Annotated in this window: 25 protein-coding genes; 12 read left to right on the forward strand and 13 right to left on the reverse strand. The window is 73.9% G+C overall.

The window, feature by feature from the left end; genetic code table 11:
• Positions 1-65 precede the first annotated feature (65 nt).
• Complete coding sequence (locus ACLIN4_RS10370; protein ID WP_381913397.1) at positions 66-1,298, reverse strand: MFS transporter; 1,233 nt, start codon at positions 1,296-1,298, stop codon at positions 66-68.
• Positions 1,299-1,443: 145 nt separating this feature from the next.
• On the reverse strand, positions 1,444-2,496 hold the full coding sequence (locus ACLIN4_RS10375; protein ID WP_107480159.1) for an endonuclease/exonuclease/phosphatase family protein: 1,053 nt from the start codon (positions 2,494-2,496) through the stop codon (positions 1,444-1,446).
• A gap of 312 nt (positions 2,497-2,808) precedes the next feature.
• On the opposite strand from ACLIN4_RS10375, the gene panB reads away from it, so the two are divergent.
• The 3 genes from panB (at position 2,809) to ACLIN4_RS10390 (ending at position 5,689) form a co-directional block, all read left to right on the forward strand.
• On the forward strand, positions 2,809-3,684 hold the full coding sequence (gene panB / locus ACLIN4_RS10380) for a 3-methyl-2-oxobutanoate hydroxymethyltransferase (RefSeq protein ID WP_107480158.1): 876 nt from the start codon (positions 2,809-2,811) through the stop codon (positions 3,682-3,684).
• Between the two features lie 152 nt (positions 3,685-3,836).
• Positions 3,837-4,862 carry an ATP-binding cassette domain-containing protein gene (locus tag ACLIN4_RS10385; protein ID WP_107480161.1) on the forward strand — a complete coding sequence of 342 codons (1,026 nt, stop codon included), beginning with the start codon at positions 3,837-3,839 and terminating at the stop codon, positions 4,860-4,862.
• Positions 4,859-5,689, forward strand: a complete 831-nt coding sequence (locus tag ACLIN4_RS10390) for an ABC transporter permease (RefSeq protein ID WP_307652915.1) — start codon at positions 4,859-4,861, stop codon at positions 5,687-5,689. The genes ACLIN4_RS10385 and ACLIN4_RS10390 overlap by 4 nt, the downstream gene beginning before the upstream one ends.
• A 35-nt stretch (positions 5,690-5,724) precedes the next feature.
• Here the strand turns inward: ACLIN4_RS10390 and ACLIN4_RS10395 are convergent, their stop codons facing one another.
• Positions 5,725-9,333 carry an AfsR/SARP family transcriptional regulator gene (locus ACLIN4_RS10395; RefSeq protein WP_411575703.1) on the reverse strand — a complete coding sequence of 1,203 codons (3,609 nt, stop codon included), beginning with the start codon at positions 9,331-9,333 and terminating at the stop codon, positions 5,725-5,727.
• Positions 9,334-9,533: 200 nt separating this feature from the next.
• On the opposite strand from ACLIN4_RS10395, the gene ACLIN4_RS10400 reads away from it, so the two are divergent.
• Complete coding sequence (locus ACLIN4_RS10400; protein WP_307652913.1) at positions 9,534-10,331, forward strand: site-2 protease family protein; 798 nt, start codon at positions 9,534-9,536, stop codon at positions 10,329-10,331.
• Here ACLIN4_RS10400 and ACLIN4_RS10405 read toward each other — a convergent pair.
• Positions 10,321-10,512, reverse strand: coding sequence for a hypothetical protein (locus tag ACLIN4_RS10405; protein ID WP_100048332.1), 192 nt, complete (start codon positions 10,510-10,512; stop codon positions 10,321-10,323). The genes ACLIN4_RS10400 and ACLIN4_RS10405 overlap by 11 nt on opposite strands.
• A gap of 76 nt (positions 10,513-10,588) precedes the next feature.
• Positions 10,589-11,296, reverse strand: coding sequence for an NADPH-dependent F420 reductase (gene npdG, locus ACLIN4_RS10410; RefSeq protein WP_307652912.1), 708 nt, complete (start codon positions 11,294-11,296; stop codon positions 10,589-10,591).
• A gap of 162 nt (positions 11,297-11,458) precedes the next feature.
• On the opposite strand from npdG, the gene ACLIN4_RS10415 reads away from it, so the two are divergent.
• Both ACLIN4_RS10415 and ACLIN4_RS10420 read left to right on the forward strand, forming a co-directional pair.
• Positions 11,459-12,061 (forward strand): hypothetical protein, encoded by a 603-nt coding sequence (locus ACLIN4_RS10415; protein WP_307652911.1) that lies wholly within the window; start codon positions 11,459-11,461, stop codon positions 12,059-12,061.
• 62 nt (positions 12,062-12,123) lie between these two features.
• Positions 12,124-13,467, forward strand: a complete 1,344-nt coding sequence (locus ACLIN4_RS10420) for an MFS transporter (protein ID WP_107480112.1) — start codon at positions 12,124-12,126, stop codon at positions 13,465-13,467.
• Between the two features lie 3 nt (positions 13,468-13,470).
• Here the strand turns inward: ACLIN4_RS10420 and ACLIN4_RS10425 are convergent, their stop codons facing one another.
• Positions 13,471-13,701, reverse strand: a complete 231-nt coding sequence (locus ACLIN4_RS10425) for a hypothetical protein (protein WP_100048328.1) — start codon at positions 13,699-13,701, stop codon at positions 13,471-13,473.
• A gap of 58 nt (positions 13,702-13,759) precedes the next feature.
• On the opposite strand from ACLIN4_RS10425, the gene map reads away from it, so the two are divergent.
• Positions 13,760-14,620 (forward strand): type I methionyl aminopeptidase, encoded by an 861-nt coding sequence (gene map, locus ACLIN4_RS10430; RefSeq protein ID WP_100048327.1) that lies wholly within the window; start codon positions 13,760-13,762, stop codon positions 14,618-14,620.
• 135 nt (positions 14,621-14,755) lie between these two features.
• On the forward strand, positions 14,756-15,403 hold the full coding sequence (locus ACLIN4_RS10435) for a heme oxygenase (biliverdin-producing) (protein ID WP_307652910.1): 648 nt from the start codon (positions 14,756-14,758) through the stop codon (positions 15,401-15,403).
• Positions 15,404-15,491: 88 nt separating this feature from the next.
• Here ACLIN4_RS10435 and ACLIN4_RS10440 read toward each other — a convergent pair whose 3' ends face one another.
• The 5 genes from ACLIN4_RS10440 to ACLIN4_RS10460 all read right to left on the reverse strand — a co-directional run bounded on the left by ACLIN4_RS10440 (position 15,492) and on the right by ACLIN4_RS10460 (position 20,205).
• Positions 15,492-16,136: a PhzF family phenazine biosynthesis protein gene (locus ACLIN4_RS10440; RefSeq protein ID WP_289903601.1), complete on the reverse strand. Its 645-nt coding sequence runs from the start codon at positions 16,134-16,136 to the stop codon at positions 15,492-15,494.
• A gap of 8 nt (positions 16,137-16,144) precedes the next feature.
• The gene (locus tag ACLIN4_RS10445) at positions 16,145-16,657 is read right to left on the reverse strand and encodes a hypothetical protein (RefSeq protein ID WP_307652909.1); all 513 of its coding nucleotides are present in this window, start codon (positions 16,655-16,657) and stop codon (positions 16,145-16,147) included.
• Positions 16,633-16,956, reverse strand: coding sequence for a hypothetical protein (locus tag ACLIN4_RS10450; RefSeq protein ID WP_307652908.1), 324 nt, complete (start codon positions 16,954-16,956; stop codon positions 16,633-16,635). Before ACLIN4_RS10450 ends, ACLIN4_RS10445 begins: the two co-directional genes overlap by 25 nt.
• 179 nt (positions 16,957-17,135) lie before the next feature.
• Positions 17,136-18,710 (reverse strand): HtaA domain-containing protein, encoded by a 1,575-nt coding sequence (locus tag ACLIN4_RS10455; protein ID WP_290014939.1) that lies wholly within the window; start codon positions 18,708-18,710, stop codon positions 17,136-17,138.
• 52 nt (positions 18,711-18,762) lie between these two features.
• Complete coding sequence (locus ACLIN4_RS10460) at positions 18,763-20,205, reverse strand: HtaA domain-containing protein (protein ID WP_307652907.1); 1,443 nt, start codon at positions 20,203-20,205, stop codon at positions 18,763-18,765.
• Positions 20,206-20,307: 102 nt separating this feature from the next.
• Here ACLIN4_RS10460 and ACLIN4_RS10465 point away from each other — a divergent pair, with 102 nt between their 5' ends.
• From ACLIN4_RS10465 to ACLIN4_RS10480, 4 genes are all read left to right on the forward strand, one after another.
• On the forward strand, positions 20,308-21,336 hold the full coding sequence (locus ACLIN4_RS10465; protein ID WP_411575704.1) for a heme/hemin ABC transporter substrate-binding protein: 1,029 nt from the start codon (positions 20,308-20,310) through the stop codon (positions 21,334-21,336).
• Positions 21,333-22,424, forward strand: a complete 1,092-nt coding sequence (locus tag ACLIN4_RS10470) for a FecCD family ABC transporter permease (RefSeq protein WP_290014942.1) — start codon at positions 21,333-21,335, stop codon at positions 22,422-22,424. The genes ACLIN4_RS10465 and ACLIN4_RS10470 overlap by 4 nt, the downstream gene beginning before the upstream one ends.
• Positions 22,421-23,287: a heme ABC transporter ATP-binding protein gene (locus ACLIN4_RS10475; RefSeq protein ID WP_411575705.1), complete on the forward strand. Its 867-nt coding sequence runs from the start codon at positions 22,421-22,423 to the stop codon at positions 23,285-23,287. The genes ACLIN4_RS10470 and ACLIN4_RS10475 overlap by 4 nt, the downstream gene beginning before the upstream one ends.
• A 100-nt stretch (positions 23,288-23,387) precedes the next feature.
• Entirely contained in the window at positions 23,388-24,377 is a 990-nt protein-coding gene (locus ACLIN4_RS10480; RefSeq protein ID WP_411575706.1) for a hypothetical protein, read from the forward strand.
• A gap of 25 nt (positions 24,378-24,402) precedes the next feature.
• Here the strand turns inward: ACLIN4_RS10480 and ACLIN4_RS10485 are convergent, their stop codons facing one another.
• Complete coding sequence (locus ACLIN4_RS10485) at positions 24,403-25,134, reverse strand: bifunctional DNA primase/polymerase (protein ID WP_100048321.1); 732 nt, start codon at positions 25,132-25,134, stop codon at positions 24,403-24,405.
• A 130-nt stretch (positions 25,135-25,264) separates the two neighbouring features.
• Positions 25,265-25,909 carry a TetR/AcrR family transcriptional regulator gene (locus ACLIN4_RS10490; protein ID WP_289903583.1) on the reverse strand — a complete coding sequence of 215 codons (645 nt, stop codon included), beginning with the start codon at positions 25,907-25,909 and terminating at the stop codon, positions 25,265-25,267.
• Between the last annotated feature and the right edge of the window lie 26 nt (positions 25,910-25,935).

Genomic DNA, 25,935 nt, shown 5'->3' on the forward strand with positions numbered 1-25,935 from the left:
AGACCGGGAGGGGAAGGGACGGGACGGGACGGGGAACAGGGGCGCCGGCTTCGGCGCCCCCGCCGTCACCGCCGTACCGCCTCCGCCTCCGCCTCCGCCGGCACGTGCCCCGCGACGACACGCTCCCGACCGGACACCGCGGCGTCGGCGCCCCGGCGGCGGTCCACCGCCCACGCCGCGCCCGCGACCGCCAGCCCGAGCACCGCGAGCCCCGCACCCGCCGTGGCCGGGGAGGTGACGCCGAAGCCCGCGGCCAGGGCGAGGCCGCCGATCCAGGCGCCGCCGGCGTTGGCGAGGTTGAAGGCGGCCTGGTTGGCCGAGGAGGCGAGGGAGGGGGCCGCCGCGGCCTTCTCCATGACCATGAGCTGGAGCGGGGAGCCGGTGATGAAGGCGGCCATGCCGAGCAGGGCCACCGCGACGGCCGCCGTGACCTCCGTGCGCATCAGGAGCGGGAAGAGCGCCAGGACCAGGACCAGGGAGACCAGGCCGCCGAAGAGGGTGCCGCGCAGGGAGTGGTCGGCCAGGCGGCCGCCCAGCAGGTTGCCCGCGGTGGCGCCGACGCCGAACAGGGCCAGCAGCAGCGTCACGCTGGCCTCGGCGAAGCCGGCGGCGTCCGTGAGCATCGGCGTGATGTAGCTGTACGCCGCGAAGAGCGCGCCGAAGCCCGCGACCGTCGTACCGAGGGCGAGCCAGACGGGGACGGAGCGCAGGGCGGCCAGTTCGCCGCGCAGGCCCGTGGTGGGGGCGGGGGCCTTCTCGCGCGGGATCAGCGCGACCAGCGCCGCTATCGCCACGACGCCGATCGCGCTCACGCCGATGAAGGTCGCCCGCCAGCCGAGCTGCTGGCCCATGGCGGTGGCGGCGGGGACGCCGACGATGTTGGCGACGGTGAGGCCCAGGAACATCAGGGAGACGGAGCGGGCCTTGCGTTCCGGCGCGACCATGCCGGTGGCGACCACCGCGCCGACGCCGAAGAAGGCGCCGTGCGGCAGGCCGCTGACGAAGCGGGCGGCGAGGAGGGAGACCTCTCCGGGGGCGAACGCGGACAGCGCGTTGCCGGCCACGAAGAGGGCCATCAGCGCGATCAGGACCGTGCGGCGGGACATCCGCGCGGTCGCCGCCGCGAGCAGCGGGGCGCCGATGACGACGCCGAGCGCGTACGCCGAGACCAGGTGGCCGGCGCTGGGGATCGAGATGTTCAGGTCGTCCGCGACGTCGGGCAGCAGGCCCATCATCACGAACTCGGTGGTACCGATGCCGAAGGCGCCCACGGCAAGGGCGAGCAGGGCCAGGGGCATGAAGGTCTCGCCTTTCGAGAGCGGAGGAGTGCGTACGGGACGCTTCGCTATGTTCCCGTACGGAACAAAGTCTCTCAGGACGAGTATTCCGTCAGGTGACGCGCGGGTTTCCGGCAGCCGCCCATATGGGGCTGAGCAGGGACTTTCACTGCGCCCCTGTGTCGACCCTCACACGCGCGGCGATCGGGAGGTGGTCGCTGCCGGTGGCCGGGAGCGTCCAGCTGGTCGTCGGCTCGACCCCCGAGACCAGGATCTGGTCGATGCGGGCCATCGGGAAGGCCGCCGGCCAGCTGAAGCCGAAGCCGTCGCCGACGGCGCCCTGCGGGGAGCGCATCTGGGAGGTGATGGCGGTGAGGGCGCGGTCGTTCATGGTGCCGTTGAGGTCGCCGAGCAGGATCTTGCGGTCCAGCTTCTCGTCGGCGATGGCCTCGCCGAGGGCGTTGGCGCTCTTGTCCCGCTGCCGGGCGGTGAAGCCGGCCTCCAGCTTCACCCGTACGGAGGGCAGGTGGGCGACGTACACCGCGACCGGCCCGGAGGGCGTGGCGACGGTGGCGCGCATGGCGCGCTTCCAGCCCAGCTCGATGTCGACGGCCTTCACGTCGCTCAGCGGGTACTTGCTCCACAGCCCGACCGTGCCGACGACCGCGTGGTGCGGGTACTTCGCCGCCAGCGCCTTCTCGTACGTCGGCACCGCGGTCGCCTTCAGCTCCTCCAGGGCCATCACGTCCGCTCCGGCGGCGGCCACGGCACGGGCGGTGCCGGCCGGATCGGCGTTGTCGGCGTTGACGTTGTGCGTGGCCACCGTGAGGTCGCCGCCCGAGCCGGTCTTGTCGAAGAGGAGACCGCCGAAGAGATTGAGCCACACGCTCACCGGCAATACCAGCGCGATCAGCGCCGTCGCCGACTTGCGGGCGAGGGCGATCACGAGCAGGACGGGGATCAGCAGGCCGAACCACGGCAGGAAGGTCTCCGTGAGGCTGCCGAGGTTGCCGATGGCGTTCGGGATGTGGGAATGGGCCGCCATGACGATCGCCAGGACGACCGCCACCGCCGCGGTGATCAGACCCCGGCGCCAGATCCTTCGGTCGCCTCGCCAACCGGTGACGGCCCGGTCGTACAGGCGCCGGATCCGGGTGGTCCGGCGCTCGGGCCCCGAGTCGTCGTCGTCCGTCTCCGTGATGTACGCCTGCTGCGCCATACCGTCGCCTCACTGCCTGCCGTGCACACCGTCGCCCCCCGTGACTCAGCACCCTAGGGGATGATCGGTTCCGTTCCTGCCGTCCCTCGACGGCCGTACGGGCACGAGGACGTACGAGTCTGCGTCCGGAGTTCCGAACGCCGCCCTCCTGGGCCGCTCTGTGACAGAACGAGCACATTCGCCCCACTCGGCACACCGGATCGCGGGCCGGGAGGAGGGTCCCCTAGCCGCCGGGGCGCGGTAAGTGCCACCATGGAAGGGATCCGGGGACGCCGTGAGGGCGCCTCGAGATGACATGAAGGAGCCGTTGCCATGACGCAGCTTTCGGCTGCCCAGACGCCACAGAGCCGCCCCGCCGACGGGAGCAAGGCGCTGTACGGGGGCAAGAGCAACCGTCGTATCACCGTCCGGGACATCGCCGCCGCCAAGGAGCGCGGCGAGAAGTGGCCCATGCTCACCGCCTACGACGCGATGACCGCGTCCGTCTTCGACGAGGCCGGCATCCCGGTCATGCTCGTCGGCGACTCCGCGGGCAACTGCCACCTCGGCTACGACACCACCGTGCCGGTCACCCTCGACGAGATGACCATGCTGTCCGCGGCCGTCGTCCGCGGCACCTCGCGCGCCCTGATCGTCGGCGACCTGCCCTTCGGTTCCTACCAGGAGGGCCCGGTGCAGGCGCTGCGCTCGGCGACCCGGCTGGTGAAGGAGGCCGGGGTCGGGGCGGTCAAGCTGGAGGGCGGCGAGCGCTCGCACCGGCAGATCGAGCTGCTGGTCGAGTCCGGCATCCCGGTGATGGCGCACATCGGCCTCACCCCGCAGTCCGTCAACGCCATGGGCTACCGGGTGCAGGGCCGGGGCGAGGAGGCGGCCCAGCAGCTGCTGCGCGACGCCAAGGCCGTGCAGGACGCGGGCGCCTTCGCGGTCGTCCTCGAGCTGGTGCCGGCCGAGCTGGCCGCCGAGGTGACGCGGTCGCTGCACATCCCGACGGTCGGCATCGGCGCCGGACCCGACACCGACGCCCAGGTGCTGGTGTGGACCGACATGCTCGGGCTGACCGGCGGCCGGGTGCCGAAGTTCGTGAAGAAGTACGCCGACCTGCGCCAGGTCATCGGCGACGCGGCGAAGTCCTTCGCCGAGGACGTCGTCGGCGGAACGTTCCCGCAGGAGGAGCACTCCGTCCACTGAGCCATCGCGGCACCACACACCGGCCCCGCCGATCTTCCCCCGTCGGCGGGGCCGGTGCACGTCACGGTGGTGTCGGTGGGATGTCGGGGCCGTCGCCCTCCTGTCGGCGGGATGTCGGTGGTTTGTCGGCGGAGGCTGACAACGTCGTCGGCATGAAGCGAATCGACGACAACCCCCGGACCGCGGGCAGCGCGGTCACCGTGCGGGGGCTGGTCAAGCACTACGGCGAGACCAAGGCACTGGACGGCGTCGACCTCGATGTGCGCGAGGGCACCGTGATGGGTGTGCTCGGACCGAACGGGGCCGGCAAGACCACCCTCGTCCGCATTCTGTCCACTCTCATCACGCCCGACGCCGGCCGGGCGCACGTCGCCGGCTACGACGTCGTACGGCAGCCGCGGCAGCTGCGGCGCGTGATAGGTCTCACCGGACAGTACGCGTCCGTGGACGAGAAGCTCCCGGGCTGGGAGAACCTCTACATGATCGGGCGCCTGCTCGACCTTTCCCGCAAGGACGCCCGCAGGCGGGCCGACGAACTGCTGGAGCGGTTCTCGCTCACCGAGGCCGCCAAGCGGCCCGCGAGCACCTACTCGGGCGGCATGCGGCGCCGCCTCGACCTCGCCGCCTCCATGATCGGGCACCCGGCGGTGCTGTACCTGGACGAACCCACGACCGGCCTGGACCCGCGCACCCGCAACGAGGTGTGGGACGAGGTCAAGCGCATGGTCGGCGACGGCGTCACCGTGCTGCTCACCACCCAGTACATGGAGGAGGCCGAGCAGCTCGCCTCCGAGCTGACCGTCGTGGACCGCGGCAAGGTCATCGCGAACGGCGGTATCGAGGAGCTGAAGGCCAAGGTCGGCGGCCGCACCCTGCGCGTCCGCCCGGCCGACCCGCTCCAGCTGCGCCCGCTCGCCTCCTACCTGGACGAGCTGGGCATCACCGGGCTCGCCAGCTCCACCGTGGACACGGAGCGCGGTGCCGTGCTGGTGCCGATCCTCAGCGACGAGCAGCTGACCGCGGTGGTCGGCGCGGTCACCGCGCGCGGCATCACCGTCTCCTCCGTCACCACCGAACTGCCCAGCCTGGACGAGGTCTTCCTGTCCCTCACCGGCCACCGCGCCAGTGCCCCGCAGGACCCCGCGCCCGCCGACACCCGCGAGGAGGTCGCCGTATGAGCGCCACCGCCCTGACCCCCGCTCCCGCGTCCGCTCCCACCGCCGACGCCCGGATCTCGCTGCGCGGGCACGTGCGGCACACCGGCGCCCTGGTCCGCCGCAACCTGCTGTGGATCCGCCAGGACCCGGAGTCGATGTTCGACGCCGTGCTGATGCCGGTCGTCTTCACCCTGCTGTTCGTGTACGTCTTCGGCGGGTCGATCGGCCAGGCCCTGGGCGGCGGCCAGGAGGGTTACGTGCAGTACGTGATCCCCGGCATGATCGCGATGATGAGCATGACGCTGTCCCAGGGCGTCGGCACCGGCTTCAGCCAGGACTTCAACTCCGGTGTCATGGACCGCTTCCGGTCGCTGCCGATCGGGCGCGGCTCGGTGCTCTTCGCGAAGATCGCGGTGGAGATGCTGCGGATGCTGTTCGCGACGGCGGTGCTTATGGTCGTCGCCGTCCTGGTCGGTTTCGACATCGAGCGCTGGGGCGGTCTGTTCGCCGCCGTGGGAGTGTCGGCGGTGTTCGCCTCGTCGATCATGTGGGTGTTCATCACCCTGGGCGTGATCCTCAAGAACGCCCAGTCGGTGCAGGCGATGGGCTTCCTGGTGCTGTTCCCGCTCCAGTTCGGCTCCTCGATCTTCGCGCCGACGCAGTCGATGCCGGGCTGGCTGCAGGCCTTCACCGACTACAACCCGCTGTCCACGCTCGCCGACGCGGCGCGCGGACTGATGGTGGGCGGCCCGGTCGCGCACGACCTGTGGATCACGCTGGGCTGGTCGGTGGCGATCACGGCGGTGATGGCGCCGGTCGCGATCCACAAGTTCCGTACGAAGACCTGACCCGGCCGGACGGACGCCCGGACGCGGGGTCCGGGTCAGACGACGGCGACGGCCTCCCGCGGGGAGAGGGCGGCGCCCTCCGCGTACGCGGCCTCGTACTCCTCGGCGCCGAGCACCTCGCGGACCCGCCCGGTGGCGCGGGCGCGTGCGTCCCGCTCCAGGCCCATCGCGACGTGCTCCGGCGGCAGCATCGCGTCGGCGGCGCCGATGCAGCGTGCGGCGTCGGCGGCCCGGCGCCCGCCGTCCACGCGGGCCAGCGCCATCGCGGCGATGGTCAGGTAACCGGAGCGCATGTGCGGGGCGACGGCCGCGGACAGCGGGTCCTCCGCCATCTCCAACGACTTGCGGACCTTGTCCAGGCACTCCTCGTGCCGGTCCTCCAACGTGGCGATCCACGCCTCGGCGGCGAGGATGAAGGCGTCGAAGACGATGAAGTGCGAGATGGCGAAGTCCTCGCGCAGCAACCGCAGCTGCACCCGTGCCTCGGCGGTCCGGTCCGTCATGCCGAGCCAGCCGGCGAGGAAGAGCCGGGCGGCCGGCATGGCGCCGCTGTGCCCGGCCCGGTCGGTGCGGTCGATCACGGCGCACAGGATGCGCTCGCCCTCCTCGCCCTCGCCCGCCTCCAGCAGCACACTGCCCAGGCGGGCCTCCAGGACGTCCACCTGGGCGTGCGCGCCGAGCCGCTCGGCGTGCCGCGCGGCGGCCCGGTAGTCGACGGCGGCGAGCCGGAAGTCGCCCTTGCGCTCCCGGGCCTCGGCGCGGGCGGCGAGGGCCTCGGCGGTGCCCCAGGCGTCGCCGAGGCGGCGGTAGATCTCCAGCGCCTCGTCGGCGTCACTGGCGGCGTCGCCCGCCCACTCGGTGCGGTTGGCGAGGAAGTTGGCGCGCATCTGGAGGCTGCCGGCCAGCGCCCAGTCGTATCCCGGCGTCTCGCGGCAGGTGCGCACGGCGCCGTCCATGATCTGGCGCAGCCGCTCCATGTCGCCGGAGAGCATCACGGCGAAGAACCAGAGCAGGCCGGGAGGGAAGCAGGTCTGGGGCATGCCCGGTTCGTACGTGTCGGCGATGGCGCGCAGCTTCCGCTTGGCCGCCGGGCTCTGCCAGGCGTCCAGCTCGGTGTCCATGCAGGCGAGATGGGCCAGGTGGACGCCGCGGCGGGCCTCGGCGAGCACTTCGCCGGTCATCGGGGGCGGGGCCGCCGTGCACCGCTCCCACACCGGCTCGGCGCGGCGGACCGGCTCGGCGAACGGGTCCGGGCCGAGGGTCATAACCTCGCTGAACCAGTTCCGCGCCTCCACCCGCAGGTCGCGCATCTGCCAGTACCAGACCAGCGACAGGGACAGGCTGAGCGCCTCCTGCTCGTCGCGCTCGGCGATGGCGTGGCGCAGGGCGGTGCGCAGGTTCTCGTACTCGCGCTCCAGCCGCTCGATGGCGGCGAGCTGTCGCGGGCCGCGCAGCAACGGGTCCGTGGTGCGGGCGAGTTCCCGGTAGTACGTCAGGTGCGCGCGCTCGGCGGCGGGTCGGCCGCCGGACTCGTCGAGGCGTTCGCCGGCGTATTCGGCGACGGTCTCCAGGAGCCGGTAGCGCATCCCGTCGCTCCCGGACGGCGCGGCCACGACCAGGGACTTGTCGACGAGGGAACCGAGCGCGTCCAGGGCGGCGGGCCCGCACACGGCCTCGGCGGCGGCGAGGTCGCAGCCGCCCGCGAAGACGGACAGGCGGCGCAGCACCTCCCGCTCCTCCTCGTCGAGCAGGTCCCAGGACCAGTCGACGACGGCGCGCAGGGTCTGCTGGCGGGGCAGGACGGTCCGGCTGCCGGAGGTGAGCAGGCGGAAGCGGTCGTCGAGGCGGTCGGCGATCTGGCGCGGGGTCAGCATCCGCAGCCGGGCGGCGGCCAGTTCGATGGCGAGCGGCAGGCCGTCGAGGCGGCGGCAGATCTCGGCGCAGGCGTCCGCGGTCTCCTCGTCGGCGTCGGGGCGGAAGCCGGGGCGGGCGGCGGCGCCCCGGTCGGCGAGCAGCCGCAGCGCGGCCGGTTCGGGCAGCGGCTCCACCGGGCGCAGCAGCTCCCCCGGTACGCCGAGGGGTTCCCGGCTGGTGGCGAGGACGGTGAGGTTCGGACAGCGGGCGAGCAGTTCCTCGGCGAGGCGTGCGGCGGCGTCGACGACGTGCTCGCAGTTGTCCAGGACGATCAGCATGCGGCGGCGGCCGCAGTGCTCGACGAGGCGCTCGACGGCGGTGGCCTGCCGGTCGGTGGCGGCGACGGCCCGCATCTCCTCGGCGCCGGCGCCGTACAGCACGGTCTCGCGGGCGCCCAGCGCGGTCAGCACGGCCTCCGGTACGGCGTCGGGGTCGTCGACGGGCGCGAGTTCGGCCAGCCAGGCACCGTCCCGTGCCGGGTCGCCGGCGCCCTCGGCGGCCTCCTGCGACAGCCGGGTCTTGCCGGCTCCGCCGGGTCCGAGGAGGGTGACGAGGCGGGTGGCGGCCAGGTCGGCGCGGAGGGCGGCCAGGTCGGTGTCCCGGCCGACGAAGGAGGTGAGCCGGGCTCGCAGGTTGCCGCGGGGGCGGGGCGCCGACACGGTGGCGGGTGCCTGGGCCTCGGGGCCCGGCGGCGCCGTGGGGCCGGCGGATGCCTGGGGGGCGGGCGTGGTGGGGCGGGCGGGGGCCGCGGGGTGGGCCTGTGCCGACGGGTCGGCGGCGGAGACGCCGGTACCGGGGAACGGCGTGGTGGCGGCACCGGCGGAGGCGGCGGACGCCGGGGAGGCGGCGCCCTCGACGGACGGCGGGGGGCCGGCGGAGGCGTCCGGCGCGGCGGAGCCCACGGGTCCGGTGGGCGCGGCGGGCCCCGTGGGCCCGGTGGGTGCGGCGGGCGTCCCCGGCCGTCCGGCGGAGGGCATGGGTCCGGTGGAGCCGTCGGGCGGGCCGGGGTTGAGCAACCGGCCGTGCAGTGACCGCAGTTCCGGGCCGGGGTCGGCGCCGAGCCGGTCCGCGAGCAGCCGTCGTACGTCCTCGTAGGCGGCCAGCGCCTCGGCGGTGCGGCCGGTGTCGCGCAGGGCGCGCAGCCGCAGGGCCTGGAGCGGTTCGTCCAGCGGGTGGCCGTCGCACAGCGCGGTGAGCTCGGGCAGGGAGTGCTCGGCCTGCCCGAGCTCCAGCGCGGCGGTGTGGCGGGCCCGCAGGACGTCCAGGTGCCGGGTCTCCCAGCGGGCCGCCTCGGCGGTGCGGTCGGGCAGGTCGGCGAGGGCGGGGGCCCGCCACAGGCCGAGGGCGTCGTCGAGCACGGCGGCGGCCTTGGCGGGGTCGCCGTCGGCGAGGGCGCGGGTGCCCTCGCCCGCGAGCCGGTCGAAGCGGTGCAGGTCGATGTCCTCGGGGCCGGCGGTGAGCCGGTAGCCGCCGTCGGCCGAGGCGACCGCGTCCGCCCCGAGCGCCCGCCGCAGCCGCCCGACCAGCGCCTGCAACGCGCCCGGCGCGTCGGCGGGCGGGTCGCCGGCCCACACCTCCTCCACCAGCAGCCCCGCGGGCACGGTGCGGCCGGCCCTGAGCGCGAGCACGGTCAGCAGCGCGCGCAGCCGCGCCCCGCCGACCGGGACGGCCGTGCCGTCGGAGCGGAGTACCTGCGTGGTGCCGAGGATGCGATAGCGCACGGGGCCCATTGTCCCCGTTGCCGTCGGGGCCGGTCACGAGGTTTTGCCGGTGTGGCGCGTGGGCCCGCCGGCCGGCCGGGACGCGGGGCCGGCCTCCCCCGGAACCTCCCGCCGACCGCGAGACGTTCCCCCGGTGCGCCCGGTACGGTCGGGCAGTCCCCGCGGGTCCCGCCGGCCGGGTCCGCACGCCGAAAAGCCCAGGGAGCCCCATGACCACCGCCCCCGTCCGCCGGAGCGACCGGCGGATCAGTCCCGTCTTCCTCGGGATCGTCGCCGTCACCGCGGTCACGGGCTGGGCCACCTGGAGCGGGTTCGCCGAGCAGCCGGGCGTGGCCGTCTTCCTGTTCGTGACGGGCGCCTGGGTCGTGTCGCTGTGCCTGCACGAGTACGCGCACGCGCGCACCGCCCTGCACAGCGGTGACATCTCGGTCGGTGCGAAGGGCTACCTCACGCTGAACCCGGTGAAGTACACGCACGCCCTGCTGAGCATCGTGCTCCCGGTGCTGTTCGTGATCATGGGCGGGATCGGCCTGCCCGGCGGTGCGGTCTTCATCGAGCGCGGGCGCATCCGGGGGCGTTGGCGGCACAGTCTGATCTCGGCCGCGGGTCCCCTGACGAACGTGCTGTTCGCGATCGTCTGCACGGCGCCGTTCTGGCTGGACGCGCTGGAGGGCGTACCGCGCGACTTCCGGCTGGCGCTGGCCTTCCTGGCGCTGCTCCAGGTCACGGCCGCGATCCTGAACTTCCTGCCGGTGCCGGGCCTGGACGGCTACGGGGTGCTCGAGCCCTGGCTGTCGTACAACGTGCGGCGGCAGGTGGAACCGCTGGCACCGTTCGGGCTGCTGATCGTGTTCGCGCTGCTGTGGATCCCGGCGGTCAACGGCGTGTTCTTCGACGCGATCGACGCGATCCTGCGTTCTCTCGGGATCGGCGAGATCGACACCTACTGCGGTTTCGAGCTGTACCGCTTCTGGCAGACGGACGAGCTGTGCACCGTCAGCCCGTGACGGACGCGGAGCGCCGGGCGTCGCGGCCCCGCTTGACGTAGTACCAGCACATGTTGGACGACACGCCGGACAGCAGCACCCACACGACGCCGATCACGACGCTGCCCTGCACGAAGGAGACGACGGCGGCGGCCACCGCGAGGACGCAGACGGCCAGGGCGTAGAGGGCGAGGCGGGGCATGGGGCGGGCTCCTGTCGGGGGACACGTGCGGGTACTGCGCCGGCGCGGCCGGCACCCACCAGTGTCCCCCATCGCCTCACACGTCGGTGACGCGGAGCCCGGCGTGTGCCTTGTAGCGGCGGTTGACGGAGATCAGGTTGGCGACCAGGGACTCGACCTGGTGGGCGTTGCGCAGCCGTCCGGCGAAGACGCCGCGCATGCCGGCGATGCGGCCCGCGAGGGCCTGGACGATCTCCACGTCCGCCCGCTCCTCGCCCAGCACCATCACGTCGGTGTCGATCTCGTCGATCTCCGGGTCCTGGAGGAGGACGGCGGAGAGGTGGTGGAAGGCGGCGGTGACCCGGCTGTCCGGCAGCAGGGCGGCGGCCTGCTCGGCGGCGCTGCCCTCCTCGGGCTTGAGCGCGTAGGCGCCCTTCTTGTCGAAGCCGAGCGGGTTGACGCAGTCCACGACGAGCTTGCCGGCCAGTTCCCCGCGCAGGGACTCCAGGATCTTGCCGTGGCCGTCCCACGGCACGGCGACGATCACCACGTCGCTGCGACGGGCGGTCTCGGCGTTGTCGGCGCCCTCGACGCCGTGGCCGATCTCCTCGGCGGCGGCCTCGGCGCGCTCGGCGGCGCGCGAGCCGACGATCACCTTCTGGCCGGCCTTGGCGAGGCGGTAGGCGAGGCCCTTGCCCTGGGGGCCGGTGCCGCCGAGCACGCCGACGACCAGCCCGGATACGTCGGGCAGGTCCCAGGGGTCCTTGGCGGGGGCCTTCTGTGCAGCACTGTCGGTAGAGGTCATGGGCCGACCCTACGTCCGTCCCGGCCACCGCACGGGCCGAGGTCCCGCCCGGTGCCGGACGTCACCGAACCGGGTCCCGGTGGTCCCCCGCCGTCCCCGGGTCGGGCGAATCCCGGGCGAACGCCGGGCCGCGCGGGCCGGGTTGCGGCAGGATGCGGGCGCATGGACGCCGTACGGGTCGCGCTGCTGCGGGAAGTGCTCGCCGGGACCGAGTGGCTGGGGGCCACCCGGAGGTTCGCGGGGGCGCTCAGGGGGTCGGTGGTGCCGCACGGGGGCGGGCTGCTGGTGGTGGGCACCCCCCGGTACGAGCCCTGGCACCTGGCGGCGCACCTGGTGGACGAGGCCGCCTGGTCGGGGACTCCGGAGCTGGCACCCACCCTCGTACGGCACGACGCGCGGCCGTCGGACCCGGCGCACCTGTCGGTCGGCCTCGGACGGCTGGCGGCGGCCCGGCGCGGCGAGACGCTGCTCGTGGTGACGCCCGACGACCCCGGGGCCCCGCTCCTGGAACGGGTGCACGACGCCCGCCGGGCCGGCGCCACGGTGCTGGCCCTGGGCAGCGGCGAGCGGGAGCTGACGGCCATGGCGCACGAGGCCCTGTCCGTGCCGGAGGGCGCCGAGCTGGACCTGGACACGGTGCAGCACCTGGTCAGCGCGGCGGCCGGCGAGAACGCGGTGCCGCCCCCGCGGGGCCCCCGCCGCTTCCGCGACCGACTCTCCCGCCTGGCCGACCACCTGACGGCCCCGCCTCCGTCGCGCTGGTGACGGAGGCGGGCGCCCGGAAAACCGGTTGCCCACGCCCGTGCACCAACCGACGATGACCCCTCGTGACCGACGACACCCCCGCGCCCGATGCCGGGCCCACCGGCCTGCGCGCCCTGCTGCCCGACCTCTCGCCCTGGCGGGCCTCGCGGGACTTCCGGCGGCTGTGGCTCTCCGGTCTGATCACGAACTTCGGGAGTTTCCTGACGCTGGTCGCGCTGCCGGTGCAGATCAAGGAGCTGACGGGCTCGGCGGCGGCCGTGGGCGCGATCGGCGCGGTGGAGCTGGTGCCGCTGGTGGTGTTCGGGCTGTACGGGGGTGCCCTGGCCGACGCCTGGGACAAGCGGAAGCTGATCGTGCGGACGGAGGTCGGTCAGGGCCTGTTGTCCGCGGCGCTGCTGGTCAACGCGCTGATGCCGAGCCCCGCCGTCTGGCCGCTGTACGTGATCGCCGCGTTCACCTCGGCGCTCGCGGCCGTCCAGCGCCCGGCCCTGGACTCGCTGATCCCGCGCATCGTGGCCCACGAGCACCTGCCGGCCGCCGCCTCGCTGAACGCGCTGCGCTGGCAGGTGGGCGGGATCGCCGGCCCGGCGCTGGCCGGGGTGGTGGTGGCGTACGCAGGACTGGCGTGGGCGTACGCGGTCGACCTGCTCACCTTCCTCGTCTCCGTCCTCCTGGTGGCCGGCCTCGCCGCCTCCCCCGCCTCGCACGAGGCGCGCAGGCCCTCGTGGGCGGCGATCGCGGAGGGCGCCCGGTACGCGTGGCACCGCAAGGAGCTGCTGGGCACGTACGCGATCGACCTGGCCGCGATGTTCCTGGCGATGCCCCTCGCGCTGCTGCCGTTCCTGGCGGACGAGCTGGACGCCGAGTGGTCGCTGGGGCTGATGTACGCGGCGATCCCGGCGGGGTCGCTGCTGGTGAGCGTGAGCAGCGGCTGGACGTCTCGGGTGCACCGGCACGGGCGGATGGTGGTGCTGGCGGCGGTCGGGTGGGGCCTCGCGATCGCCGCCGCGGGGGTCGCGGGGAACGTGTGGCTGGTGCTGCTGTGCTTCGTCCTCGCCGGTGCCTGCGACATGGTCAGCGGCGTCTTCCGCGGGGCGATGTGGAACCAGACCATCCCGGACGAGCTGCGCGGCCGGCTCGCGGGTATCGAGCTGCTGTCGTACTCCGTGGGCCCGCAGCTCGGCCAGGTCCGCGCGGGCGGCATGGCCGCACTCACGGGGGTGCGGGCGTCGGTGTGGTCGGGCGGGCTGCTGTGCGCGGGCGCGGTGGCGCTGCTGGCGCTGTGCCTGCCGACGATGATGCGGTACGACGTGCGGACGAACGAGCACGCGGTGCGGCTGCGCGAGGAGCGCGCAGCCGCCGCCGGGAGCGGGACCGGGTCCGCGACCGTGCCCGTGGAGGGCTGACCGTCAGTCCTCGTCCGCCCGTCCGGCCGGGGCGTCGTGCCACTTGGGGTCGTTCTCCCACTCGAGGTTGCGCTCGCGGGCCGTCCGCATCGCCTGCTCGGCCTCGGTGCGGGAGGCGTACGGGCCGAAGCGGTCCTTGGCCGGGCACTCCGGGCCCTCCTCGACCTTCTTGTGCTCCAGGCAGTAGTACCACTCGCCCGGTTTTCCGACCGTGCGCTTCTTGAACAGGGCCATGACCGGCTCCTTTCGCCAGGGACATGGTCTCGCATGCCCCCTGGTTAGACTCGCTGTCATGTCTTCTGGCCAGTCGCTGCTCGTACCTGGGGAGCTCTCTCCCACCCGTTCCGTGCCCGGAAACATCCGGCGGCCCGAGTACGTCGGCAAGCCCGCGCCGACGCCGTACACCGGACCGGAGGTGCAGACGCCCGAGACGATCGAGGCGATGCGCGTCGCCGGGCGGATCGCGGCACGGGCGATGGAGGAGGCCGCGAAGCTCATCGCGCCCGGCGTGACCACGGACGAGCTGGACCGGGTGGCGCACGAGTACATGTGCGACCACGGCGCCTACCCGTCGACGCTCGGCTACCGCGGTTTCCCCAAGTCCCTGTGCAGCTCGGTCAACGAGGTCATCTGCCACGGCATCCCGGACTCGACGGTGCTGCGCGACGGCGACATCGTGAACCTGGACGTGACGGCGTACATCGGCGGCGTGCACGGCGACAACAACGCGACGTACCTGGTCGGCGACGTGGACGAGGAGAGCCGGCTGCTGGTCGAGCGGACCCGGGAGTCGCTGGCGCGCGCGATCAAGGCGGTCAAGCCGGGCCGGCAGATCAACATCATCGGCCGGGTCATCGAGTCGTACGCGAAGCGGTTCGGGTACGGGGTGGTGCGGGACTTCACCGGGCACGGGATCAACTCGTCGTTCCACTCCGGGCTGATCGTCCCGCACTACGACAGCCCGCACGCCACCACCGTCATGCAGCCCGGTATGACCTTCACGATCGAGCCGATGCTGACGCTCGGGACGCACGAGTACGACATGTGGGACGACGGCTGGACGGTCGTGACGAAGGACCGCAAGCGGACTGCACAGTTCGAGCACACGCTGGTGGTCACCGATTCCGGGGCCGAGATCCTGACTCTTCCCTGACCGGCCCCTCGTACGCGCCACCGGAACGGCCCGCTCTCCTCGGAGGGCGGGCCGTTCCGCGTCCGGGTAGGCTTTTACCGACAGACCGTCGGCAAGCCATTGACTTAGGTAAGCCTAACCATAGAAAATCGGCCCATGGACTCCTTCTCGACGCTCATCCGCACCGCCTCCCACGAGCAGCACGTGGAGGCGGAGACCTCGACCTTCATGAGCGACCTGCTGGGCGGACGGCTCGGCGTCGACGCCTACGCGCGCTACACCGAGCAGCTGTGGTTCGTCTACGAGGCCCTGGAGGCCGGGGCCGGCCGGCTGGCGTCGGACCCGGTGGCCGGGCCGTTCGTGCGGCCGGAGCTGATGCGGCTGGCCTCGCTGGAGCGGGACCTGGCGCACCTGCGCGGCGCGGACTGGCGCGCGGGGCTGACCGCCCTGCCCGCCACCGAGGAGTACGCGGCCCGGGTGCGCGAGTGCGCCGAGGACTGGCCGGCCGGGTACGTCGCCCACCACTACACCCGCTACCTCGGCGACCTGTCCGGCGGCCAGATCATCCGCGACAAGGCGGAGCGGACGTGGGGCTTCACCAGGAAGGGCGACGGGGTCCGGTTCTACGTCTTCGAGGAGATTACCAACCCGGCCGCGTTCAAGCGCGAGTACCGGGAGCTGCTGGACGGGATCCGCGCGGACGACCTGGAGAAGCAGCGGGTCGTCGCCGAGTGCAAGCGGGCCTTCGCCCTGAACACGGCGGTCTTCCGGGCCCTGGGCGAGGAGTTCCCGCTCTCCGCGTGAGCGGCGGGTCCGGGCTCTGCGCGTGAGCGGCGGGTCGGCGCTCTTGGCGTGAGCGGCGGGTCGGCGCTCTGCGCGTGAGCGGCGCCCGTCACCGTTCCAGGCGCACCCGGCCGCCGATCTCGACCCAGCCCTCGGGCTGCGGCGCGGTCAGGATCTGCGAGCCGGCCCCCTGGGTGATGTTCAGGGCCCGGCCCAGCCGCTCGGTGAGCAGCAGTGCCGCCGCCCCGGTCGCCTCGTCCTCGTCGATGCCGTCGCCGCGTCCCGGGAAGGCGCGGGCCCGCACCCGCCCGGCCGGCTCGTCCTCCCACGCCCAGGCGTAGACCCACTCCCCCGGCGGCGGCACCGCCAGGTCGTCCACCTCGGCGGCGGTGGCGTACTGGCGCAGGGTGCGCGGCGGGGCCCACTCGGGGCGGGCCTCGATCCAGCTGAACTCGCCGTCCAGCCGGGCGCCCACCACCCCGGCCGGGGTGACGAGTTCGGGCACGTCCAGCAGCCAGGCGGTGCCGACGCAGGGGTGCCCGGCGAACGGCAGGCGCAGGGTGGGCGTGTAGATGTCGACGACGCCGCGCTCGGGGTCGTCGACGAACACGGTCTCGCTGAAGCCGAGTTTCGCGGCCAGTTCCTGCCGCCCCGCGGGGTCCGGCAGTACGGAGCCGTCCCGGACCACGCCGAGCTCGTTGCCGTATCCGCCGTTCGGCGCGCAGAAGACGCGCAGTACGTCGTAGTCAGTCACCGGGGCATTCAAGCATCGTCGTCGGGCGGCCAGAGCGGCGTGGGGGCCTCGTCGTACGGCAGGGCGGCGAGTGTGTCCGCGTACGCCCGCGCGAGTGCGGCCTGTCCGGGTCCGGTGGCCGGGCCGGCGGGGCGGGCCGCGCGTGCCTCGGTGATCTCATCGGCGGTCCGCCGCCACTCCGCCTCGTCCGGCAGGCGGGCCAGCACCACGCAGGCCGGTTCGCGGCCCTCGGCCAGGGCCGCCACGGCCCGGTCGTGCCCGTCCAGGATCAGCCAGCCGTCGAGGAAGGACACCCACCACAGCAACACGGGGGCGAGGGTGCCGTCCAGGGCGTGCTTGCGGTACGCCTTCACGCGCGGCGCGTCGGGCGCGGAGAGGCGACGCAGCGGCAGCACGCCGTGCCAGCCGCCGCCGCAGAGCAGTTCGAGGACGCAGTCGGGCCAGTCCCGTACGAAGTCCTCCGTCCAGATGCCGGGAGCGAAGGAGGCGCGTGCGGTCAGCCCCCAACGCCCGGCGTGCAAGGGGCCGTCGGGGCTTCTTCGAGCCAACGGGCGTACCGGTGGCGCCAGTCGTCGGGCTCGCGCATCGACGCGGCGCGCAGGGGCGGCAGGGGCGAGCGGTGGCCGGGCAGGCGGCGCAGGTGCAGCTCGCGGCAGCAGCCGTCGCCGACGGACCGGGCCAGGAACAGCGGGCGGTCGCCCTGGTGCAGGGCCGGCGGGCCGGCGTCCGCCCGTACGAAGCGCAGTGGGGGCGGGCCGGGGCGGCCTCGGACGTCCAGGACCAGTGGTCCCGGTGTCCGTTCCCTCGCCGCCCGCCTCATGCGGACAGTATCGGGGTGGGCCGCCCCGGCCCGTAGCGCTTTCCCGCGGGTGCCGTCCCGCCGGTGGCCTGCCGCGGGTCGCCCGCCGCCGGTCGCGTGTCGCGGGTCGCCTGTCCCCGGCCGCCTGCCACCTGCCACCTGTCACCAGCCGCCTGCAACCTGTCGCCGGTCGCCGGTCGCTACGCCTGCGTCGTCCGCCGCTTGCGCGTCGCGAACACCGCGCCCGCGCCGATCGCGACCGCGACGCCGGCCGCGCCCGCCAGGGCCGGGCCCGGGACGTCCGAGCCGGTGGACGCGAGGCTTCCGCCGCCGGTGGCCGAGCCGGTGCCGCCGATGGTGGAGCCGGTGCCGCCGGTCGTCGAACCGGACGCGCCGCCGGTGCCGCCCGTGCTGCCCGTGCCGCCGGACCCGCCCGTGCCGCCGCTGCCGCCCGTGCCGCCGCCCCCGGGAAGCCGCGCGTCCTCGCTCAGCGCCACCGACAGGTCGACGGCGTCGAGGGCCGTGCCGGCGGTGTAGAAGTCGCCGAAGGCCTTCGCGCCCGCCTCGGTGAGCGTCGCGGCGACGTCGTCGACCGTGATGACGTCGTTCCGGGCGGTCAGGTCGGCGGACTTCGCCTTCAGGTCGGCCAGGACGACGCCCTCGGTCCGCGTGCCGAGGCTGTTCACGTCGGCGGTCAGGGTGCCGGTGCCGTCGTCGAGGGTGGCCTTCAGGTTGCTCAGGGTCAGGTCGAGGCCGTACGCGCCGTTCGTCTCGTGGCCCTTGAAGTTCACGGCGCCCTGGAAGGCGGCGGTGAGCTTGTCGGCGTCGGTGTCGTAGGTGCCGGTGGCGCCCTTGAAGGTGAAGGCGCCGTTGCCGGCCGCCTGGGCGGCCCCGCCGGAGACGGTGACCCGGCCCTTGGCCAAGGGGCCGGTGACGTAGGAGCGGAAGGACTGCTTCACGCCCCAGCCGAGGGTGCCGTCGGCTATCTCGCCCTTGGTGGCAGCCTGCGTGGCCGTGGCGGAGGCGGACGGCGACGGGCCGGTGCCGGTGGACTTCGTCGGCGTCGGGTCCGGGTCGGGGGTCTCGGTCTTCGGCGGTGCGGTGGGCGTGGTCTCCGTGGCCGACGGGGTCGGCTCCGGGCTCTCCGGCTCCTCGGTGGGCGACGGGGAGGCGGGCGGCGTGGTCGGCGGCGTCTTCCTGACCACCGTCAGCGGGTCGCCCGCCGCGCCCGCGTAACCCGGGCTGCCGAGGAAGTCCCCGGCCTCGGCGGTGAGCGTGGTCGCCATGTCCTTCATGTCGCGGGTCACGGCGACCGTGGCGAGCGGGACGTCGTCGCCCTCCGTGGTCTTCGGGGTCCCCTGGGAGCTGTCGACCTTCTTCACGTCGGCGGTGATCTCGCCGGCCTCGCTGTCGAAGCGCACGTCGGTGAGGGTCACCTCGAAGCCGTGCGTCCTGGAGGCGCTCACCAGGCTGCCCTTGAAGGCGAGGTCGACGGTGTGGCCGGTGGTGTCGTAGGTGCCGGTGCCGTCGACGAAGGTGAAGGCGCCGTTGCCGGTGGCCTGCGAGGCGCCGTCCGCCGTGGTGAAGCCCCCGAACATGCCGACGTAGGTGCGGTACGACTGCTTGATGCCCCAGGTGAGTTCGTAGTCCTTCAGGGGCATCTCGGCGGCCGAGGCGGTGGTCGTGCCGACCGTGGCGAGGGCGGTGGCGCCGAGCGCGGCGGCCGTGGCCACGGCAGCGGCGAGTGCGGTGGAGCGGCGTCGTCTGACGGGCATGCTCGGTTCTCCTTGGGTGGTGGGCCGCCGGTGGGCGGGCGGTGTCGCCGGTTCAGCCCTGGTCCGCGGCCGAGGGTGACGCGGCGGGCCGGGCGCGGCGCCTGCGGACGGCGACGGCCACGAGGGCCGCGGCCACCAGCAGCAGGGCGCCGGCGGTGAGGGAGACGGGCAGGGCGGGGAAGTCGCCGTCGTCGGCGGCGCTCGCGACGGGTTCGGCGGAGTTCTCCGGCTCGGTGGTCTTCTTCGGCTGCGGGCTCGCGCTCGCCGTGGGGGCGCTGCCCAGGTCGGGCAGGGCGGGCAGCTTCGCCTCGGCGGTGAGGGCGACGGCCAGGGAGACGGGGTCCATCTCGGTGCCCGCCCGGTACATGCCGCCGAAGGCCTCGGCGCCGCGCGCGGTGAGCTTCGCGGGCGCCTCGGTCACCGTCACCAGGCCGTCGGCGGACTTCGGTTCCTCGGCGGTGAAGGTGACCAGGGGCACCTTCTCGCCGCTCAGGTCCGGGCTCTTCACATCGGCGTAGAGGGTGCCCTTGCCGTCCTGGATCTCGGCCCGTACGCCGCTCAGGCTCAGGTCGAGGCCGTGGGCGCCGGTGAAGCGCACGGCGCCGTCGAAGGACGCGGTGAGGTCGCCGTCCGCGTACGTCCCCTCGCCGCCGGGGAAGCGGAAGAGGGCGCCGCCGTCCTGGGCGCCGGCGGTGAGGGCCCACTCGCCGTCGGCGATGTCGCCGGTGACGTACTCGCGGAAGGTGCGGCGCACGCCCCAGTCGACGGCGCCGTCCTCGATGGCGCCGTCCTCGATGGCGCCGTCCTTCGTGGCCGCGCCGGACGTCCGCTTCTGCTCCGGCGACTCGGACGGCTGCTTCTCCTGCTGCCGCGCCGCCTCCTGGACGTCGGCGGACAGGCTCACCGGGTCCAGCGCGGTGCCGGCGGTGTAGTACCCGGCGAAGGAGCGGGCGCCCTCGGCGGTGAGGGTGGCCGGCAGGTTGTTCAGCGCCACGGTGGCGCCGCCGCCCCGCATGTCGATGCCGCCCAGGGAGAGTGAGGCGAAGGGCACCTGACGGGACGTCGTGACCGCCCCGGTGTCCTTCGCCTTGCTGGTGACGTCCACGTGGAGCGTGCCGGTGGAGCCGGAGATGCTCACGGTGGGACGGCTGAGGGTGAGGTCGAGCTGGTGGGCGCCCGTGCTCGTGCGGTGACCGAGGAAGCGCACGCCGCCCGAGAAGGCGGCGCGGAAGGCGCCCGTGTCGCCGTCGTAGGTGCCGGCCGCCGAGTGGAAGCGGAAGGTGCTGCCGCCGACGGTGGCCGCTCCCTGGGTCAGGGAGTAACTGCCCTTCGCGATAGGCCCGGTGACGTAGCTCTGGAACGACGACTTGATGCCCCAGTCGAGCCGTCCGCCCTGCACGGTCCGGCTCTCGGCGTGTGCGGTGGTCGCCGGGAGCAGGGCTGCGAGGACCGCCGCGCACAACACGGTGACCAGGGCGCGCAGACGGGCGGGCATGTGAAGTCCTCCGGATCGGGGGGCCGGTAGCGAACAAAGGTAAGGCTAACCTAAGCTTCGATCGACTGACACCGAGGTCGACGGAAAGGACCGGACACGACCGTGCGACGCTTGCGGAACCGACTGGCGGGAGCACTGCTGTCCGTGCTCGCCCTCACCCTGACCGCGACCGGATGCGGAGGCTCCTCCGACGCCTCGTCAGGCGCCGGGGCCGGCCCGGGGGACGCCGCGACGGCGGAGCCCGTGGCGAACCGGGTCGAACCACTGGCGAAGAGACCCGAGCCCGAGCTGCCCGTCACCGTCCGCTCCGCCGACGGCGCGCAGGTGGAGGTCGAGCGGGCCGAGCGGATCGTCCCCCTCTCCGGCAGCCTCAGCGAGATCGTCTTCACGCTCGGGCTCGGCGACCGGGTCGTCGCCCGCGACGTCACCGCCACCTTCGAACAGGCGGCGAAGCTCCCCGTGGTCACCCGGGGGCACGACGTCTCCGCCGAGAGCGTGCTGTCCCTGAAGCCCGATCTGGTGATCGCGGAGACCACCACCGGACCGGAGGAGGCGGTGGACCAGATCCGTGCCGCCGGTGTCCCGGTGTTGTTCGTGGAGGCGGCCGGCGGCCTGGACGACGTGGGCCCGCGCATCCAGGCGGTCGCCGACGCCCTCGGCGTCCCGGCGGCCGGCAAGGAGCTGACCCGGCGTTCGGAGCAGCGGATCGAGGCCGTGCGCGAGGACGTCCCGCACGGGGAGCGGCCCCGGGTCGCCTTCCTGTACCTGCGCGGCTCGGCCTCCGTCTACCTCATCGGCGGCAAGGGCTCCGGCGCGGGTTCGCTGATCGAGGCGGCCGGGGCGGTGGACGCCGGGGCGGCCTCGGGCCTGGAGAAGGACTTCACCGCGATCACCAGCGAGGCGCTCGTGAAGGCGGCGCCCGACGCGATCCTCGTGATGAGCAAGGGCCTGGAATCGGTCGGCGGCGTCGACGGGCTGGTGAAGATCCCCGGGGTCGCCCAGACCCCGGCCGGCCTGGACCGCCGCATCGTCTCCGTCGAGGACGGCGTGCTCCTCAACTACGGCCCGCGCACCGACCAGGTGCTCGAGTCGGTCGTGGCCCAGCTCTACGGCGAGGACGGCGCCCGGTGACCGTACTGGACAAGCCCGTCGGCTCCCGGACGCCCGCCGACCCCACCCAGTCACGCGCCCGCCGCACCACCCCCTGGTTGCTGACCGCCGCCCTGGCCGCCGGTCTGCTCGTCCTGGTCCCGGTCGCGGCCGGTACCGGCGCCTACCCGATCCCGGTCGGCGACGTGCTGGGCTCGCTGCTGCACCGGACCGGCCTCGGCGGCACGGAGCTGGACCGGGTGGCCGAATCCGTGCTGTGGAACGTGCGGTTCCCGAGGATCGTGCTGGCGCTGCTGGTCGGCGCCTCGCTGGGCTGCGCGGGCGCGCTGATGCAGGGCGTGTTCGGCAACCCGCTCGCCGAGCCGGGCGTCATCGGCGTCTCCTCGGGCGCGGCGGTCGGCGCGGTCGCCGCCATCGCGTTCGGCGTGAGCTTCCTCGGCAACTGGACGGTGTCCGTCTTCGCCTTCGTCTCCGGTCTCGTCACCGTCCTGGTGGTGTACGCGATGTCCCGCTCGGGTGGCCGTACGGAGGTCGTGACGCTGATCCTCACGGGCATCGCGGTGAACGCCTTCGCGGGGGCGCTGATCGGGCTGTTCCTGTTCTTCGCGGACACGGCGGCGGTCAACCAGATCACCTTCTGGCAGCTGGGTTCGCTCGCCCAGGGGACCTGGCCGAAGGTGCTGGCGGTGCTGCCGTGCGCGGCGCTCGGTCTCGGCATCGCCCCGCTGTACGCCCGCCGGCTCGACCTCCTCGCCCTCGGCGAGCGCCCGGCCCGGCACCTGGGCGTGGACGTGGAGCGGCTGCGGATCGTGCTGGTCCTGGTGATCGCGCTGCTGACCGCGGCGGCGGTGAGCGTGGCGGGCGTGATCGGCTTCGTCGGCCTGGTCGTCCCGCACCTGTTGCGGATGATCGCCGGGCCGGGGCACCGGTTCCTGATCCCGGGCAGCGCGCTGCTCGGCGCGCTGGTCCTGCTCGCCGCCGACCTGGCGGCCCGCACGGTCGCCGAGCCCGCCGAGCTGCCGCTCGGGGTGCTGACGGCGCTGCTGGGCAGCCCGTTCTTCTTCTGGCTGCTGCGCCGCACCCGGCGCAGGCAAGGGGGTTGGGCATGAGAGGCACGAACACGAGGACCGCGAACGCCAGGGGGCTGCTGCGCCTCGTACCGTCCCGTCCGGTGCCGCCGCCCCCGGCCGCGCCCGGCGACGTCCTCGCCGAGGCGGAGGGTGTGCGCGTCCACCTCGGCGGGCGGCCGGTCCTGGACGGCGTCGACGTCACCGTCCGCGCGGGCGAGGTGCTGGCCCTGGTGGGCCCCAACGGGGCGGGCAAGTCGACCCTGTTGGGTGTCCTGGCCGCCGATGTCCCGGCCGCCGAGGGGGGCGTACGGGTCCACGGCCGCCCGGTGGCGGACTGGACGGCGCCCGAACTCGCCCTGCGGCGGGCCGTGCTGCCCCAGTCGGCGTCGCTGTCGTTCCCGTTCCCGGTGGAGGAGGTGGTCCGGATGGGCCGCGCGCCCTGGGCGGGCACCGACCTGGCGGAAGAGGACGACGCGGCCGTGGCCGAGGCGATGGCGCGCACCGAGGTGACCGGCTTCGCCGGGCGTCCGTTCTCGGCGCTCAGCGGCGGCGAGCGGGCGCGGGTGGCGCTCGCCCGGGTCCTCGCGCAGCGTTCCCCCCTCCTGCTGCTGGACGAGCCGACCGCGGCCCTGGACCTGCGCCACCAGGAGCTGGTGCTGCGGCTGTGCCGGGAGCGGGCGCGGGCCGGGGACGCGGTGGTCGTCGTCCTGCACGACCTCGCGCTGGCGGCGGCGTACGCGGACCGGGTCGCGGTCCTGCGGGCCGGCCGTATCGCGGCCGACGGGCCGCCGGCCCGGGTGTTCTCCGAGGAACTGCTCTCCGACGTCTACGACCAGCCGGTGGAGGTGCTGCCGCACCCGCGCACGGGGGCCGTGCTGGTCCTCCCGCACCGAGACCCCTGACGCGAGGTCACGGAGAGGCCGCGGTACCCCGTCCCGGCGTCCGGGCTCCGTTTCGCCCCGGTAGGGTTCGCCTCCGGGAAGGGGAAGGTGAAGGAACCTGATGAGCTGGGACCGTGGCCCTCGTAGGCCCCGCAGGTTTGGCAGGCAGGCGCTCATAGCCGCCTCGGCGACCGCTCTGTCGTTGACGGCGAGCGGCTGCGTGGTGGTGCACGGTGAGCACGAGGTGCTCCCGTCGGCCACCCGGGCCGAGGCCGCGAAGGCGCTCGAGCAGTTCACCTCCGCGTACAACGCGGCCGACAAGGCGTACGACACCTCCCTGGACGCCGACCACACCACCGGCGCCCTCGCCGCCATCGACTCGGCACGGCTGAAGGCGGGCCGGGCCAATCATCCGGACGGCAATCCGTCGCACACGCCGCTGGAGCTGACGGACGCCGAGTTCACGATCCCCAAGAAGGCGGGCTGGCCGCGCTGGTTCGTCGCGGACGCCAAGGGCAACAAGGGCGGCGACACGCGCTGGCTGCTGGTGTTCACCCGGCACGGCATGGAGGAGACCTGGCAGGCGGCGTACCTGACGCTGGTCGCCCCTGGCAAGGTGCCGGAGTTCAAGACCGACGCGGACGGCTGGGCCGAGGCCGTACCCGCGAACGCCACCGACGTGGCCGCCCCGCCCGGCGATCTGAGCAAGGACTACACGGCGTACCTGAAGGACGGCGGGCAGACCTTCGCGGACGGCGCCCACACCAGTGCCTGGCGCGAGTTGCGGCAGAAGCGGTCGAAGCGCCCCGGCCTGGTCACCCAGTACATCGACGAGCCGTTGGCGAACGGCGACTACGCGCCGCTGGCGCTGCGCACGAAGGACGGCGGAGCGGCGGTGTTCTTCAGCACGCGCCACTACGAGAAGCAGACGGCGGCACAGGGCGTGTCCGTGCCGACGCCGAACGAGGACGTGCTGGCGCTGACGGACGGTGAGATCAAGCAGTCGCTGACGATGGAGTTCGTCTCCAACCAGATCGCGCTGGACCCGGCGGACGGCCCGGTGTCCGTACTGGGCCGGGTCCAGGGCCTGACGTCGGCGAAGGGCGAATAGCCGCCCCGGCGTAGGCCGGCCCCGCTCAGCGGCGCAGGGGCCAGGCGGCGCCCGCGTGGTCGCCCTCCGCGCCGGCGTGCCGGGCGCAGGCGTCGGTGAGGGTCTCCAGCAGGGTCAGCGGGTCCGGCAGCGGGTGCTCGGGTCCGCGCACCCAGTGCACCGTGCGGTCCTCGCCGGGCAGCCGGGCGGGCGGTACGAGCACGTAGGAACCGCGGCAGTGCCAGCGCAGGCCGGGGTGCTCGTCCATCGTCTCGGGATGGCAGTCCAGCTCGCAGGGCCACCACTCGTCCTCGTCCTCGGGGGTGCCCCGGGTGAGGGTGAACAGCAGCATGCGGCCGTCGTCGCTCTCGGCGACCGGGCCGACGTCGACTCCGGCGTCGAGCAGCCGCCCGAGCGCCTCGCGACCGGCCTCCAGGGGCACGTCCAGGACGTCGTGCACCATGCCGGTCGCGGTGATGAAGTTGGCCTCGGGCTGATGGCGGGCCCAGCGCTCGATCTGCGCGCGGTCCGTCGTCGACTGGGTCTGCCAGGCGAACGACACCGGGTGCCGGGCGGGGGTGGGGCAGCCGACGCGCTCGCAGGAGCAGCGGTATCCGGCCGGGTGCGCGGCGGGCGCCAAGGGCAGTCCCGCGTCGGCGGCGGCGAGCAGCAGATCCTCCCGGCCACCGTCACCGGCGGCCTCCTTGGGGCGGCGTCCGCGCAGCCACTGGGAGAGTTTGCCCTGCAGACCGCTCCGACCGCCGAACTCCGCTCTCATCTATCCCCTCGCCTCGCCGTCGTGCGCACCAGCATGCCCTATGGTCGCACCATTCCGCGCTTCGGGGCCGGGAAGGGACAAACTTCCCTGGTCAGGGTTGTCCGGCCGGTTTTCGCCGGTCGGTTTCCGGTCAGCGCGGGGCGAGCCCGTGCAGGGCGTAGTCGACGAGCGTGTCGGTGTACTCGTGGGAGATCGGCCCCGTGTACTGGAGCCAGCGCTGGGCGAGCGGGGAGACGAAGAGCTCCAGCGCGATCCGCGGGTCGATCTCCGGACGCAGGTCGCCGGCCTCCTGGGCGGAGCGCAGCCGGTCGACGTACAGCTGGAGCGACGGCTCCAGGAGCTTGGTGACGAACTCCCGGCCGAGCTTCTCGTTGACGACGCCCTCCGCGGCGAGGGCACGGGAGGGGGCCTCGAACTTGGGGTCGCGCAGCTCGTCGACGGTGGCGCGCAGCACGCTCTTCAGGTCGGCGGCGAGGTCACCGGTGTCCGGGATGGCGCCGACGTGCTCGTCACCGGCGGCCCGCGCGGCCTGGTCGGCGAGGTCGAGGAAGGCCTCCAGCAGGACGTCCGCCTTGGAGGTCCACCAGCGGTAGATCGTCTGCTTGCCGACGCCGGCACGGGCGGCGATGCCCTCGATGGTGGTCCTCGGGTAGCCGACCTCGGAGACCAGCGCGAGGGCCGCGTCGTAGATGGCCCGGCGGGACCGCTGACTGCGGCGGCTGACGTCGGGGTGCGGCTTGTCGGTCGGGGTGGGGATGGATTTCTCGGCGGCCATGGCTCGAACTTATCAGGTTGACAAGA

Source organism: Streptomyces mutabilis (assembly GCF_046628145.1).
GTDB lineage: Bacteria > Actinomycetota > Actinomycetes > Streptomycetales > Streptomycetaceae > Streptomyces > Streptomyces mutabilis.

Coding starts and splice junctions, on each gene's coding strand:
- ACLIN4_RS10385 (WP_107480161.1), top strand. CDS start 3,837: ATGAAGCGAATCGACGACAACCCCCGGACCGCGGGCAGCGCGGTCACC.
- ACLIN4_RS10460 (WP_307652907.1), bottom strand. CDS start 20,205: ATGCCCGCCCGTCTGCGCGCCCTGGTCACCGTGTTGTGCGCGGCGGTC.
- ACLIN4_RS10415 (WP_307652911.1), top strand. CDS start 11,459: ATGGACGCCGTACGGGTCGCGCTGCTGCGGGAAGTGCTCGCCGGGACC.
- map (WP_100048327.1), top strand. CDS start 13,760: ATGTCTTCTGGCCAGTCGCTGCTCGTACCTGGGGAGCTCTCTCCCACC.
- ACLIN4_RS10405 (WP_100048332.1), bottom strand. CDS start 10,512: ATGCCCCGCCTCGCCCTCTACGCCCTGGCCGTCTGCGTCCTCGCGGTG.
- ACLIN4_RS10375 (WP_107480159.1), bottom strand. CDS start 2,496: ATGGCGCAGCAGGCGTACATCACGGAGACGGACGACGACGACTCGGGG.
- ACLIN4_RS10435 (WP_307652910.1), top strand. CDS start 14,756: ATGGACTCCTTCTCGACGCTCATCCGCACCGCCTCCCACGAGCAGCAC.
- panB (WP_107480158.1), top strand. CDS start 2,809: ATGACGCAGCTTTCGGCTGCCCAGACGCCACAGAGCCGCCCCGCCGAC.
- ACLIN4_RS10485 (WP_100048321.1), bottom strand. CDS start 25,134: ATGAGAGCGGAGTTCGGCGGTCGGAGCGGTCTGCAGGGCAAACTCTCC.
- ACLIN4_RS10395 (WP_411575703.1), bottom strand. CDS start 9,333: ATGGGCCCCGTGCGCTATCGCATCCTCGGCACCACGCAGGTACTCCGC.
- ACLIN4_RS10480 (WP_411575706.1), top strand. CDS start 23,388: ATGAGCTGGGACCGTGGCCCTCGTAGGCCCCGCAGGTTTGGCAGGCAG.
- ACLIN4_RS10455 (WP_290014939.1), bottom strand. CDS start 18,710: ATGCCCGTCAGACGACGCCGCTCCACCGCACTCGCCGCTGCCGTGGCC.
- ACLIN4_RS10370 (WP_381913397.1), bottom strand. CDS start 1,298: ATGCCCCTGGCCCTGCTCGCCCTTGCCGTGGGCGCCTTCGGCATCGGT.
- ACLIN4_RS10450 (WP_307652908.1), bottom strand. CDS start 16,956: ATGAGGCGGGCGGCGAGGGAACGGACACCGGGACCACTGGTCCTGGAC.
- ACLIN4_RS10390 (WP_307652915.1), top strand. CDS start 4,859: ATGAGCGCCACCGCCCTGACCCCCGCTCCCGCGTCCGCTCCCACCGCC.
- ACLIN4_RS10400 (WP_307652913.1), top strand. CDS start 9,534: ATGACCACCGCCCCCGTCCGCCGGAGCGACCGGCGGATCAGTCCCGTC.
- ACLIN4_RS10425 (WP_100048328.1), bottom strand. CDS start 13,701: ATGGCCCTGTTCAAGAAGCGCACGGTCGGAAAACCGGGCGAGTGGTAC.
- ACLIN4_RS10490 (WP_289903583.1), bottom strand. CDS start 25,909: ATGGCCGCCGAGAAATCCATCCCCACCCCGACCGACAAGCCGCACCCC.
- ACLIN4_RS10475 (WP_411575705.1), top strand. CDS start 22,421: ATGAGAGGCACGAACACGAGGACCGCGAACGCCAGGGGGCTGCTGCGC.
- npdG (WP_307652912.1), bottom strand. CDS start 11,296: ATGACCTCTACCGACAGTGCTGCACAGAAGGCCCCCGCCAAGGACCCC.